General features: G+C 42.4%; 13 protein-coding genes. 11 read left to right on the top strand and 2 right to left on the bottom strand.

What is annotated here, in order from left to right; translation table 11 throughout:
- Window positions 1–33 precede the first annotated feature (33 nt).
- Both QSJ37_RS07870 and QSJ37_RS07865 read left to right on the top strand, forming a co-directional pair.
- Complete coding sequence (locus QSJ37_RS07870) at window positions 34–1038, top strand: ABC transporter permease (RefSeq protein WP_285754602.1); 1005 nt, start codon at window positions 34–36, stop codon at window positions 1036–1038.
- A complete protein-coding gene (locus tag QSJ37_RS07865) occupies window positions 1004–1798 on the top strand; it encodes an ABC transporter ATP-binding protein (RefSeq protein ID WP_285754601.1) in 795 nt (264 codons plus the stop codon). Before QSJ37_RS07870 ends, QSJ37_RS07865 begins: the two co-directional genes overlap by 35 nt.
- Window positions 1799–1829: 31 nt before the next feature.
- Here QSJ37_RS07865 and dat read toward each other — a convergent pair whose 3' ends face one another.
- The gene (gene dat / locus QSJ37_RS07860; protein WP_285754600.1) at window positions 1830–2696 is read right to left on the bottom strand and encodes a D-amino-acid transaminase; all 867 of its coding nucleotides are present in this window, start codon (window positions 2694–2696) and stop codon (window positions 1830–1832) included.
- 334 nt (window positions 2697–3030) lie between these two features.
- On the opposite strand from dat, the gene QSJ37_RS07855 reads away from it, so the two are divergent.
- Complete coding sequence (locus QSJ37_RS07855) at window positions 3031–3750, top strand: AzlC family ABC transporter permease (RefSeq protein WP_285754599.1); 720 nt, start codon at window positions 3031–3033, stop codon at window positions 3748–3750.
- Window positions 3743–4048, top strand: a complete 306-nt coding sequence (locus QSJ37_RS07850) for an AzlD domain-containing protein (RefSeq protein WP_285754598.1) — start codon at window positions 3743–3745, stop codon at window positions 4046–4048. The genes QSJ37_RS07855 and QSJ37_RS07850 overlap by 8 nt, the downstream gene beginning before the upstream one ends.
- Window positions 4049–4309: 261 nt before the next feature.
- On the opposite strand, the gene QSJ37_RS07845 is transcribed toward QSJ37_RS07850, so the two are convergent.
- Window positions 4310–4900, bottom strand: a complete 591-nt coding sequence (locus tag QSJ37_RS07845; RefSeq protein WP_285754785.1) for an SCO family protein — start codon at window positions 4898–4900, stop codon at window positions 4310–4312.
- A 146-nt stretch (window positions 4901–5046) separates the two neighbouring features.
- Between QSJ37_RS07845 and QSJ37_RS07840 the strand changes: the two genes are divergently transcribed.
- The 7 genes from QSJ37_RS07840 (at window position 5047) to addB (ending at window position 14175) form a co-directional block, all read left to right on the top strand.
- Window positions 5047–6315: a M48 family metallopeptidase gene (locus QSJ37_RS07840; protein WP_285754597.1), complete on the top strand. Its 1269-nt coding sequence runs from the start codon at window positions 5047–5049 to the stop codon at window positions 6313–6315.
- 136 nt (window positions 6316–6451) lie between these two features.
- A complete protein-coding gene (aceA, locus tag QSJ37_RS07835; RefSeq protein ID WP_285754596.1) occupies window positions 6452–7738 on the top strand; it encodes an isocitrate lyase in 1287 nt (428 codons plus the stop codon).
- Window positions 7739–7996: 258 nt separating this feature from the next.
- Window positions 7997–8203: a hypothetical protein gene (locus tag QSJ37_RS07830; protein ID WP_012749361.1), complete on the top strand. Its 207-nt coding sequence runs from the start codon at window positions 7997–7999 to the stop codon at window positions 8201–8203.
- 218 nt (window positions 8204–8421) lie between these two features.
- Window positions 8422–8964: a competence protein ComK gene (locus tag QSJ37_RS07825; protein ID WP_285754595.1), complete on the top strand. Its 543-nt coding sequence runs from the start codon at window positions 8422–8424 to the stop codon at window positions 8962–8964.
- 221 nt (window positions 8965–9185) lie between these two features.
- Window positions 9186–9806, top strand: a complete 621-nt coding sequence (locus tag QSJ37_RS07820; RefSeq protein WP_285754594.1) for a TVP38/TMEM64 family protein — start codon at window positions 9186–9188, stop codon at window positions 9804–9806.
- 20 nt (window positions 9807–9826) lie between these two features.
- Window positions 9827–10375, top strand: coding sequence for a signal peptidase I (gene lepB / locus QSJ37_RS07815; protein WP_285754784.1), 549 nt, complete (start codon window positions 9827–9829; stop codon window positions 10373–10375).
- Between the two features lie 299 nt (window positions 10376–10674).
- Window positions 10675–14175, top strand: a complete 3501-nt coding sequence (addB, locus tag QSJ37_RS07810) for a helicase-exonuclease AddAB subunit AddB (RefSeq protein WP_285754593.1) — start codon at window positions 10675–10677, stop codon at window positions 14173–14175.

Here is a 14175-nt window from a genome sequence, read left to right as displayed (position 1 = left end):
AGGAGGGGTGTACTTTCAAAGGACGGGGGCATTATGTCAACAGCGATTTTTAGTGCGATTGAAGCAGGATTTATTTATGCGATTATGGCGTTAGGAGTGTATTTATCGTTTCGTATTTTAGATTTTCCTGATTTAACGGTAGATGGAAGCTTTGTGACCGGGGCGGCGGTGGCGTCTGTGCTTATTATTAACGGAACGAATCCGTTTCTTGCCTCTGCTGCCGCGTTGTTAGTCGGGTTTGCTGCTGGTTCGATCACCGGAATATTGCATACGAAAGGGAAAATTAATCCGCTATTATCGGGAATTTTAATGATGATTGCGCTTTATTCTATCAATCTGCGGATTATGGGGCGTTCGAACGTTCCTCTTTTACAGCAAGACACGGTAATGACGGCGGTGACGGAAGCATGGCAAAATGCAGGGCTAGACAAAGCGATCAACAGCATGATCTCTTTTGCCGGGTTCGTACCGCGCACATGGGCGATTTTCGTGACGATGGCTTTTGTTGACATAGTTATCAAACTGCTTCTTGATCAGTTGCTGAAAACGGAAATTGGCTTAGCACTGCGAGCAACGGGCGACAATAAGCAAATGGTTTCTAGCTTCTCCGCCAATACCGATTGGCTGACGATTTTTGGACTTGGCTTATCTAATGCGCTCGTTGCTTTTTCGGGAGCGCTTGTCGCGCAATATGGAGGGTTTAGCGATGTCGGTATGGGAATCGGCATGATTGTCATTGGGCTTGCTTCGGTCATTATCGGGGAAGCGCTGTTCGGAGCGCGTACGATTGCGCGCGCGACATTAGCGGTCATCGGCGGAGCGATTGTATACCGCATCATTTTAGCGCTTGCCTTGCGTGTGCAGTTTTTGGAAACAGGAGACGTAAAGCTCATTACGGCGGTTATTGTAATGGTTGCTCTCATTGTTCCAAACATTGTCGCAGCGCAAAAAGAAAAACGGCGTAAAAAGCGCAAAACACAAGCACAAGAGAGGGGGGAGCACGTTGCTGGAGCTCAAACAGATTACAAAAGTATTTAACGAGGGAACGATTGATGAAAAAGTAGCGTTGCAGTCGATTAACTTAACATTAGCTCCCGGTGATTTCGTCACGATCATCGGAAGCAATGGCGCGGGAAAATCGACGATGATGAACATTATTTCTGGCCGGCTCTTCCCCGACACTGGTTCTGTCTGGATTAATGGAAAGGATGTAACGGCACTGAGGGAACATGAACGCGCCCGCTATATCGGCCGCGTGTTTCAAGACCCGCTCGCCGGTACGGCGCCGAATATGACGATTGAAGAAAATTTGGCGCTTGCCTACAGTCGCACGAAGCGGCGTACGCTCAAATTCGGGGTGACGAAAAAGCGGCGCGACTTTTTCCGTGAGACGCTCGAGACGCTTCATCTTGGCTTGGAAAACCGCTTAACCGCGAAAGTCGGGCTGTTGTCTGGAGGAGAACGCCAAGCATTGTCGCTTTTAATGGCCACATTTACGAAACCGGATTTGCTCCTTTTGGATGAGCATACGGCGGCGCTTGATCCGGCTCGTGCGGAGTTAATTACGGAGCTGACGAAAGAAATCGTAGAAAAATATAAACTGACGACATTAATGGTTACGCACAATATGGAACAAGCGCTTCGCTTAGGCAATCGTCTGATTATGATGGACCGGGGGCAAATTATTTTCGAAGCGAGCGGCAAAGAAAAGCAATCATTGACGGTTGAACGTCTATTACAGGAATTTCAGCGCATCAGAGGCAGCCAATTCGCCAGCGACCGCGCCGTGTTAGGATAATAGAAAAAGCGGGGAATGATTCCCCGCTTTGTTATTTTGCGTTTTTAACAGCAAGCCCCGCCGCTTTTTCATATGCTACTTGAAGTTTTCTTGTAACCTCTCCTGGCTTCCCGTCGGCAATGAGTTGCTCTTCGACTTGGATGATTGGAATAATGCTTGCCGTGGTGCTTGTTAAAAACATTTCATCCGCTTGGGCAATATCTTCGATGGAAAACGCTTCTTCGATAAATGGAATATGCAATAAATCGCAAAATTCTTTCACTTTCATGCGGATAATGCCGTTTAAAATGCGCTCTGTCGCCGGATGTGTGTACACTTTTCCGTCTTTGACAAGGAAAATGTTTGAGGAGCTGCCTTCGGTAATGTCTCCGTCTCGGTAAAAGATTGCCTCAAACGCCCCGCGTTCCGTTGCTTCTTGTTTTGCCAGCACGTTTGGTAGAAGATTTAAACTCTTAATATAGCAATATTCCCAGCGGACATCTCTTGTTAAAATCGTACGCACTCCGTTTTCGATTTCTCGTATTTTTCTTGGCATTTCCCGAATATAGGCGTACAAATTCGGACGATTCTCGTCCGGAAACGCGTGGTTGCGCGGGAAGCTTCCTCTTGTCACCTGAAGATAGAGAATCGCGTCTTCTCTCACATTGTTCATTTCCCGCAGCAGTTTCAGCTTTTCCATCAGTCCATCTTTGTCAAAAGGAACAGAAAGGCGAATCGCCGCCGCAGAACGGTATAGGCGGTCGATATGCTCCTCAAGCAAAAAATACGTTCCTTGATAGATGCGCACGACTTCATAAACACCATCGCCAAACTGCAGCCCCCGTTCTTCCATTGGATAGGTTACTTCATAACGGGGAAGAAATTGTTTTTCCGTTAGTACGTACAGCTTTAACGTCATCGATTCCAGCTCCTTTTTTCAGAAGTATGAAAATTCAATCTATTATCAGTATATCACGAACAAGAAGGAGCAGCTTATAGCAATTCTTTTTTTCAACTAAGGTGATACCCATCTTCTATCAATATGTCCCCTATAAAATAATGCTGGAATATAGAAAGACATGCCGTCGTTTTGATTGATGCTTTTTCGCTATTTAACAAGGGATTTGGAATCTGTGAAGGAGAGATCACAGTTTCAATATATCCCCATCGAAGCATGATGAACTGATTATTGCAAAAAATAAATAATTTTTAGATAATATTATGTAAAGCTAAACAGAAACGGGGGATTCATCGTGGAAACGACATTGGCGGCGGGCAAATCATCGCCGTTTCGCCAAGGTGTGCAAGCAGGGGTAACGATTGCGATTGGCTATATGCCGATTGCGCTGATGTTTGGGTTTCTCGCGAAAACAACGGGATTAACGCTCGCGGAAACGGTGCTGATGAGCGTTATTGTGTTTGCTGGAGCTTCCCAATACATTGCGTTAAACTTGCTTTCCATTGGCACGGGAATGTTTGAAATTGTGTTGACAACGTTTATTTTAAACATTCGCCATTTTCTTATGTCGGCTTCGTTAAATGAAAAAGCGGAACCGGACGCTCTTTGGAAAAAGGCGCTCTATGCATTTGGCATTACGGACGAAACGTTTTCCGTGGCGGCGATGAAAGAAGGGGCGGTGACCGCTTCTTATATGTTCGGACTTATTTTGCTGTCATACGGCAGCTGGGTGGTGAATTCGGGCATCGGTTATCTTGTCGGCGACAGCTTGCCGCAAAGCTTGCAAAAAAGCATGTCGGTCGCTCTATATGCAATGTTTATCGGTTTGCTCGTTCCGGCGTTGAAAAAACAGCGAAAAATCATTTTGCTTGCGGGAATGGCCGCAGTCATTAATTCGCTATGCATGCTTCTCTTGCATATTTCCAAAGGGTGGTCAATTGTGATAGCGACATTAGCGGCAGCAATTGCCGTGCAATGTTTTGCGAAAGAAAGCGAGGCGGAACAAGATGAATAGCGCGATCGTTTGGATGATTATCGGTATGGGGCTTGTGACATATATTCCGCGCATGCTTCCGCTTGTTGTGTTTCAGCGCGTCAAGCTGCCGCTATTTTGGCAAGGTGTCTTGAAAAACGTTCCGTATGCGACGTTAGGTGCGCTTATCGTTCCAGGGATCTTTTTCATCCATGAAGATATTTGGTTTGGCATTCTTGGTTTTATAAGCGCATTTGTGGCGGCATGGCTCGGCGCGAACGTTATCATTGTCGTTCTTGTATCTGTGGCGGTGTTGAGCGTTTATGCGCTGCTTGTATAAATGGTCAATAGAATGATGAACGCAGTAAAAAGGTAAGCCAAACATATTTCTGTTCCTAATATGTGCTTACTTTTTTATTGCTAAAATGGAAAGCCAGATGGAGTGAGAGTGGCGGCAACAGAATAAGAGTGCTTCGGTTGACACTCATATGCTGATAAAAGCAGAGAACGCTGAAACAAGCAATCATCATGTGAACAGTTTGATACATAAAAATAAAAGCTTCAGTTCATCACAACGCTGAAGCTTTTATTAGATGATCCTTTATTTTATTTCGTCCATAATCGTCTCATAAACTTCCTGTACGTTAAATCGTTCTTTTCCCATACCAAATTGTTCAATAACGCGCCCGTCTTCATCTAATAAGTAGGTTAACGTCGTATGGACAAGCATGCCGTTTCCAGGGTCGCGATATTGGAAATAAAAAGCGTCGGCGACTTTTTTTGTATCTGCTTCATTCCCCCGCAAAAACACCCAGCCTTGATTGCCGTTGGTGACTCCGTACGATTTCGCATATGCTTGCAACTTTTCCGGAGTATCCCGCTTCGGATCGATGGTAATCGTAATAAACTCGACATTTTTCCCAAACACGTGCTCTTTTTCTAGTTTTGCGCGTAATTTTGTCATTTGAAATGTCGTATTCGGACAAACGTCCGGGCAATTTGTATACATAAATTCAAGCAAGCGAATTTTCGGTTTCATATCACTAAAACGATATTCATCCCCCCATGCTGTTTCCATTACAACATCGCTAGGCAGTTCCATCTTTGACTGCCGATATACGGTGAAATAAAATGCTCCGGCACCAACACAAAGAATAAACAGGATGGTTAGCGATAAATACAATTTTTTCACCATTATCACTCTCCTACGTCTATCATACAAGAAAATAGTCATTTATACGGATGGTATTTGTGACAGTTCTTTGGCGTTCTAATTATGGCGAAGTTGATTACACTAAAAATAGCAGTGTTGGTTGCGAAAAAAGGAGGTTGCAAGTAATGAAAAAAGTCGTTCGTTGGATGCTCTTCGTTTATGTGCTGTATGGAATAGGAATGGCATGGTATTTATTTGTTGCTGATACATCGATTCCGCTAGAGTGGAAAGGAACGAGCGCCGATCCGGCGACATTTTTAACACCAAGAGAGCAAATGTTAAGCGAAGAATATTCGAAGTGGAAAGATCTTTTATTTTTTCTCGCCGTTCCGTACGAATGGCTAATTTATTTTTGTCTCTTGGCGCTCGGGGTTGCTAAAGCGTTGCAAACGTGGGTGGAGCGAGCGACAAAGTGGTTTACGCTCCGATCCGTCCTATATGTATTTTGGTTATCTCTCATTGTGACGGCATTTTCGCTTCCGCTAAATTTTGTCGGCTATCATCTTTCCCGCACATATGGCATTAGCACGCAATCGGTATCAAGTTGGTTGAAGGATGGGCTGACCAATTTTTTGGTTGATACGGTGCTGTTTATGTTGATTGCAACGGTATTGTATTGGCTCCTTCGCCGCTTTGAAAGGCGCTGGTGGCTGTATGCGTGGGCGTTATGCGTGCCGTTTATGATTTTTTTTATGTTCATTCAGCCGGTTGTCATTGACCCATTATATAACGATTTTTATCCGTTAAAAGATAAAAAATTAGAAGCAAAAATTTTAGCACTAGCTAGCGAAGCACACATCCCTGCTGAACATGTATTCGAAGTGAATATGTCCGAAAAAACGAATGCGTTAAATGCGTATGTCACAGGAATTGGCTCCCATGCGCGCATCGTGCTATGGGATACAACCTTACAGCGGTTAGAAGACGAAGAAGTGTTGTTCATTATGGCGCATGAAATGGGGCATTACGTGATGAAGCATATATATTGGGGAATTGCCGGATATATTGCCCTTGCCTTTTTCGGACTATGGATCATCAGCAAATGGATAAAGCTAGCGATTGCAAAATGGGGGAAACTTGTCGGGGTGAACAAAGTAAGCGATATTGCTTCTCTTCCATTGTTTTTGCTTCTTGTGTCATTGCTTAGTTTTGCATTGAGCCCGTTTGTCAATGCTGTATCGCGCTATGAAGAGCATGCAGCGGATAAGTACGCAATTGAACTGACAAAAAATCCAGACGCAGCGATTTCTTCGTTTCAAAAACTGACAAAAGCGGGGTTGAGTGAGGTAAATCCTCCGTTAATTGTGAAGCTGTTTCGTTATACACATCCGACGATTTTAGAGAGGATCGTGTATTTAGAGGAATATCAAAGCTCTTTACGGAAAAAACAGTAACAAAGCGAAAAAGATTTCCTTTTTGAAATTTTTTTAAAAAATTTTAAAAAAACTGTTTTCTTTTTTGCGATTCTGTTATATAATAACAACGTACCAAACGATAATGTGTTATAACAATAGAGATGGGGGAAGAGAAATGGCTAGTTTTGAAGAACGTGTAAAACAATTGGAAGAAAGTTGGAAAAATGAAGAGCGTTGGAAAGGGATTGTTCGCCCTTATAGCGCGGAAGATGTCATTAAATTGCGCGGCTCGATTGATATTGAATATACATTGGCTCGTCGCGGTGCAGAGAAACTTTGGAAATTGTTAAATACGGAAGATTATATCAATGCCCTTGGGGCGTTAACTGGAAACCAAGCAGTTCAGCAAGTGAAAGCCGGTTTAAAAGCGATTTATTTAAGCGGATGGCAAGTAGCGGCAGATGCAAACCTTGCAGGGCAAATGTATCCAGATCAAAGCTTATATCCGTCCAATAGCGTACCTCATGTGGTGAAACGGATTAATCAAGCATTGCAACGTGCCGATCAAATTCAATATTTGGAACAAAGCGGAGATGTCGATTATTTCGTACCGATTGTTGCTGATGCAGAAGCAGGTTTTGGCGGTCAATTAAATGTGTTTGAATTGATGAAAGCGATGATTGAGGCAGGTGCAGCAGGTGTTCACTTCGAAGACCAGCTTTCTTCGGAGAAAAAATGCGGTCACTTAGGCGGAAAAGTGTTGCTTCCAACGCAAACAGCGGTACGTAACTTAATTGCGGCACGTCTTGCAGCAGACGTCATGGGTGTACCGACTGTGTTGATTGCACGTACAGATGCGAATGCGGCGGATTTAATTACGAGCGATATCGACCCTCGTGACCAAGAATTTATTACTGGTGAACGGACACCGGAAGGATTTTACCGCACGAGAGCAGGGCTTGACCAAGCGATTGCTCGCGGCTTAGCGTATGCGCCGTATGCGGATTTAATCTGGTGCGAAACAAGCGAGCCAAACTTAGAAGAAGCGCGTCGTTTCGCAGAAGCGATTCATGAAAAATTCCCAGGCAAAATGCTCGCTTACAACTGCTCGCCATCATTTAACTGGAAGAAAAAATTGGACGACGAAACGATTGCAAACTTCCAAAAAGAACTCGCAAAAATGGGCTACAAATTCCAATTCGTTACACTCGCTGGTTTCCATACATTAAACTACAGCATGTTCGAATTGGCACGCGGATACAAAGAGCGTGGTATGGCGGCATATGCAGAATTACAACAAGCAGAATTTGCCGCAGAAAAATATGGCTACACGGCAACAAGACATCAACGCGAAGTTGGTACTGGTTACTTCGACGAAGTAGCGCAAGTGATTTCCGGCGGTCAAGCATCAACGGTCGCGTTGAAAGGTTCGACAGAAGAAGAACAATTTACGACAGCATAAGGGAAAAATGGGGGATTTCATATAGAAGAAACAAGGGCATGCTTGATATAAGCGTGCCCTTTTGTTATCGAGTGATATATAGAAATGATAAAATTAGACAAGAAAGTATACATATTTCTGTAAAAATATGTTAGAGGATCATATGATCGCTTTTTATGGTTGCCTTCCCAATGAAATATTACAAAATAACAACATGACTTCTAGTTTTGTATAATTTGGAAATACTAACACATCCTAAACATGGGAGGCGATCATCATATGCAAAAGGAAAATGAAAAAAGAGAAATGCCATTTGAGCCAACGTTGCATCCAGAGTTTCGCATAAGTACAGATTTTCATTTTCAGCAGGCATTTTTGAATGAGGAAACATATGCTGGAGGTTCGATTGGCGAGCATACAGCTATTGAACAAGCAAACGAATATTTAGCGGAAGAAGAAATTCGGCAAACATTTCATAATTCATGAACCTCTTCCGCTTTCATTCCATTAATAGGTGGAAGAGTTCGCGAGAGATTAGTCATTCTAAAAACACCTTTCTCCCATGACTTTGGTCATGGGATTTATTATTTAACGTGATTTTCATCATAAAAAATGTTCATTATTTTTTGAAAATATAGAAAAATATAACTATTAATGATATGATGGAATTAGGTACAATGTATAAGAGAGGAGAGAAATTTGTAATGAAAGTAAATGAGTTTATCGTCCTGAATAAATTTGTTATTAGCCGCTATACCATGGCGGTTTTACCACATCACTTACATGGTAATTCCTACGCAAAAGTTGTCGAAGAGGATGGCGAGTATATTGTCAAAATGAGGCCAATTGATATTATTAAACGCAGCTGCGACTATTACGGTTCTAGTTTTCGAGGCAGAAAAGAAGGCACCCGAGCTGTCATCGGCATTACGCATAAAGCACCGATCGCAATCGAACCGCTCAACGAAATTTACGTTTTCCCAACGATTTCCCCTAGTGATCCTCGCTGTGTTTGGCTATCACACATTCACGTATATAAATATGAGCCCACAAAAAATGATCAAACAATCGTCTATTTTACCAACGAAAAAAGCATTTTACTTGATGTTTCCTACCACTCTTTTGTCAATCAACTTTATCGTACGGCACAGCTCAGAACAAAACTGACAGAGCGAATGGAGGCAAGAGAACGTAAACTGCAGTATGTGTTTCGGATGAATCATTCTAAAGGGTGGTTGCAGCAATAGTTTTTTAAAAAGCCGAAAAATCTCCCACTTCAGCGGATTTTCTTCATCGCAAGTAAGTGGGAGAAAAACGGCTCTTGCAGCTGTTATTCTTTCATTTTACTATTATTACTATTTAATCATTTTCCATTGTTTTGATCATTCATATCCATAAAGATTAGTTCAAATTACCTTTAGAAGTGTGTAAAATAAAATATATAGCATAATATGAATGGGGAGTATAAATGGACATCGAAGCAATCAAACAATGGTTTACCCTTGACAACGTACTATCCATGCTGGAGCAGTATCGCTCCTTTGGAGTGTTCCCAGGAATTGCAGCAACGTTGTTGGAATCGTTTTTTCCTGTTTTGCCAATGTTTGTTTTTGTTATGGCAAATGCCGCAGCATTTGGTTTGTGGAAAGGTTTCCTTATTTCGTGGATCGGCGCCTGTCTCGGTTCCATTCTCGTTTTTTGCCTTACACGAAAAATTGGACAAAAGCGTTTTTTTCATTTTGTAAGCCGCCATCGAAAAGTCCGGCAGTTTATGCATTGGATTGAGCGCCATGGTTTTGGACCAGTGTTTTTAATATATTGTTTTCCGTTTACTCCATCAGCGGTCGTCAATGTTGTCGCAGGGTTGTCGCGGATGAGCCGGCAACAATTTATTTTAGCTGTATTATTGGGAAAGATGGTAATGATTTTTACAATTAGTTTTATTGGATATGATATTGCCGCGCTTGTGAAACAGCCGTTGCGTACAGTCGCGATAGCGGTTGTTATCGCAATGTTATGGTATGCTGGAAAGAGAGTGGAAGCGAAGTTTTCAATAACCGAAAAACGGTATAATGAGGGAGATGGATAATGGCAGGTGGCGATTGGAACATGGGAGAGAAGAGACGGCGGTGGCGCAGGTCATTTCTTTTCGGAGGTGCACTCACTTTTATTTTGGTATTACGGTTTCTTTGCTTCACCAACTATATGGTGGAGGGGAAATCGATGATGCCGACATTGCAAGAAGGAAATTTGTTAATTGTAAATAAACTAAGTTATCAAATTGGCGATATTCATCGGTTTGATGTTGTCGTCTTTCATGCAAATGAAAAGGAAGATTATATAAAGCGCGTGATCGGACTGCCTGGTGATCAAATTGAATATAAAAATGATGTGCTATATATTAATGGAAAAAAAACCAATGAACCATATTTACAACCGTATAAACAAAAATTGATTGACGGAAAGTTGACGGGAGATTTTACGCTGGAAGAACTTACAGGGAAAAAGAGAGTGCCGGAAGGATATATTTTTGTCCTTGGCGATAACCGGTTAAGCAGCTGGGACAGCCGGCATTTCGGATTCGTGAAAATAAGTCAAGTAGTAGGAAAAGTTGATTTGCGCTATTGGCCTGTTCAACAATTTTCTGTCCGATTTTGATATAGTTTAAAAATTTTGTTTGGAGTGGAAATAAATTTCTATTTGCGGCAGTAAACGCATGGCTATAAAATGATAGAAGAACGGACGCCTTTGGAACGAGGGGAAGTGTAAAACGGTTGTTTTGGTTTATCGCTTGGTGAAAACTTCAAATCGCTTGAGTTCAAACAAAGTGAAATGGCGGGTAGTTCGCGTAAAAGGTATTCATCGATGCGGTATAGCACGTGAATACCATTTTTTCTTCCAGAATACGAACATATGTGCTAAAATGAAGGAAATAATAGAAAATGAAGGTGATATCGATGTCGCTTCGATTTCTTTTAGGAAGATCGGGAAGTGGAAAAACGACAATGTGCTTAAATGAAATTCGTCGTAAATTAAAAGAAGAGCCAAAAGGGAATCCGATTATTTATCTTGTTCCAGAGCAAATGACGTTTCAATCAGAATATGCGTTAATACATACACCAGGATTAGGCGGAATGATCCGGGCGCAAGTTTTTAGCTTCACACGGTTAGCATGGCGTATTTTGCAGGAAACTGGTGGAATGAGTCGATACCATGTGAATGATATCGGAATGCAGATGATGATTCGAAAAATTGTCGAACAAAAGAAACAGCAATTGAAATTATTTGGCCGCGCCGTTGATAAGACAGGCTTTATCAAACAGCTTCACGACATGATTACAGAATGTAAACGTTATTGTGTTACTCCACAGCATCTTCGCGAACATGTAAAAGTGTTGACGGAACAAGGAAAAAAGCCGGCTGAAAAGGTGTTAGCCGATAAATTAAACGATATATCCATCATTTATGAAGAACTAGAGAGAAGTTTATTGAACCATTATATAGATTCAGAGGATTATTTGCGATTGCTTTCCGAAAAAATCCCGCAATCCCGCTATTTGCGTAATGCAGAAATCTATATTGATGGGTTTCACCAATTTACACCACAGGAGTATATGGTGCTTGAACAGCTGCTTATTCATTGTAAACGTGTTACTGTGGCATTAACAGTAGATGCGCCTTACGATGACCAATTGCCAAATGAATTGCATTTATTTTATTTAACGGCAAAAACTTATCATGATATTCGCCAAATGGCGCTCTTAAATGATGTTGCCATCGAAGACACCATGATTTTAGATAGAAATATGCGCCATCAAGAAAAAGCGCTTGCTCATCTTGAAGCGTACTATCATGAGCGCCCCGCGGTTGTCTATTCAGAAGAGACAGAGGCGGTTCAAGTATATGAAGCGGCAAACCGCCGTGCGGAAATCGAAGCGATTGCTCGTGAAATCGTTCATCTTGTGCGTGACAAAGGATATCGTTATCGTGATATTGCTTTGATTGTTCGCAATACGAAAGATTATCGCGATTTAGTGAAAACCATTTTTTATGATTTTCATATTCCTTATTTTATGGATGAAAAAGAGCCGATGCATCACCACCCGCTTATTGAATTGCTGCGGGCCAGTATGGAAATTATTACATCACGCTGGCGTTATGAATCGGTATTTCGCGCCATTAAAACAGACTTATTATTTCCAGTGGAAGAAGATATCGTCGCATTGCGTGAAGCAATGGACCAGCTAGAGAATTATGTTCTCGCGTACGGAATTAAAGGTGAAAAATGGACAAATGGTGAACGCTGGACATACCGCCGCTACCAGGCATTAGAAGGATTATCCATCCCACAAACAGATGAGGAAAAGCAATACGAAGAAAAGTTAAACGAATGGCGTGATATAATTGCAGCTCCGCTCTCTAAGCTAGAGCGCCGCATGCGAAGAGCAAAAGACGGCAGAAGCCTTTGTGAAGCGATTTATTTATTCCTAGAAGAATTGCAAATTCCTAGAAAACTAGAGAAAATGAGCAAAGAAGCCGAAGAACAAGGAAGGCTGATGGAAGCAAGGCAGCATGAGCAAGTATGGAATGCGGTGATTGATTTATTAAACCAATATGTAGAAATGTTAGGAGATGAATCGATACCGGTAGCAGAGTTTGCTAAAATCATCGAAACAGGGCTTGACCGCCTCGAATTTTCGCTTGTCCCACCCGCGATGGACCAAGTGATTATTGCCCAATTAGACCGTTCTCGTCTTATTGATGTCAAATGCGCGTTTATTATTGGCGTAAATGAAGGAATCATTCCGGCAAAAGCAAAAGAAGACGGATTGCTGGGAGAAACGGAACGGGAACTTTTACAGCAGTTTGGAACGAGAGTTGCTCCGGGAGGAAGAGAACAATTATTTTATGAACCGTTTTTCATTTATTTAGCATTAGCGAGTCCAAGCGAGCGTCTATATGTGACATATCCGCTGGCAAATGAAGAAGGAAAGGCGCTCTCGCCTTCGATCATTATCAAGCATCTTACCGATTTATTCCCGAATTTGCAAAAGCGTGTTTGTGGAAATGATCCACTTGATGCGCCGTTTGCGGAACAACATGAATTTGTCACTGTTCCGCGTGCGACGCTAACATATCTTGTAACACAACTGCAAGCATGGAAACGGAATTACTCGATTGCGCCGCTTTGGTGGGATGTATATAACTTTTACGTAAGTGATCAACAATGGAGAAGTCACGCGCGCAAAGCGATTGCAGGGGTATTTTATACGAATGAGGCAACGCCGTTGAAAAAAGAAATTAGCAAGCGATTGTACGGCAAAAAAATTCAGGCGAGCGTATCGCGCATGGAGCAATTTCAAAAATGCCCGTTTTCTCATTTTGTTTCCCATGGCTTACGGTTAAAGGAACGGGCTGTTTTTCGGCTCGATGCTCCTGACATTGGACAACTATTTCACTCTGCGCTGAAAATTATTTCCGATCGTCTTCGCGAAGCAAAAATTGATTGGCGCCATTTGTCCAAACAGCAGTGTGAGCAGCTGTCAATGGAAGCGGTGGAACAAATTGCACCGCTCATTCAGCAGCAAATATTGCTTAGTTCCAATCGCTACTATTATATGAAACGAAAGCTGCAAAACATTATTGCGCGGACAACGAATGTATTAAGCGAGCACGCGAAAGCAAGCAGTTTTGTGCCGATTGGCCTTGAGTTGGAGTTTGGACCAAATGGCGTGCTTCCACCGCTTACGTTCCAGCTTCCGGACGGTACGGTGATGGAGCTTGTCGGACGAATTGACCGCGTTGATAAAGCGGAAAGTTCAAGGGGAGTGCTATTGCGCGTCATTGACTATAAATCTAGCGCCAAAACGCTGGATTTAACGGAAGTATACTACGGCCTTGCGCTGCAAATGCTCACTTACTTGGACATTGTGCTCACTTATGCAGAACAGCTAGTCGGCAAGGAAGCTTTTCCGGCCGGGATTCTTTATTTCCATGTGCATAATCCAATTATTAAAAGCGATCAGCTCCTTTATGATGAAAAAGAAGTGGAACGAAAACTGTTGGAACAATTTAAAATGCGCGGGCTTTTGCTCGGGGATGTGGAAGCAATCCGCTTGATGGACACGCAAATGGAGGAAGGAAAATGGTCGTTAATCGTTCCAGCCCAAATTACGAAAAAAGGCGCTATTCATTCCAGCTCATCGGTGGTCAGTGAAGAAGATTTTTCGCGTCTTCGCCAACATATCCGTCAGCTGTTTCAAACCATTGGCATTCAAATCATCGACGGAATCGTCGACATTTCGCCATACAAGTTAAATGAACAGACGCCTTGCGAGTTTTGTGCATTTAAGTCGGTTTGTCAGTTTGATGAATCGTTTTCAAATAATCGCTATCGCTTGTTAGTTCCGGAAGAAAACCGCGAAATCGTACAAAAATTTTCAGAAGGGAAGGACTGA

This window comes from Parageobacillus sp. G301 (genome assembly GCF_030268025.1).
In the GTDB taxonomy this organism is placed as follows: domain Bacteria; phylum Bacillota; class Bacilli; order Bacillales; family Anoxybacillaceae; genus Parageobacillus_B; species Parageobacillus_B toebii.
The sequence above is the reverse complement of the archived record's forward strand: the minus strand, read 5'-3'. Positions and strand labels throughout refer to the sequence as shown.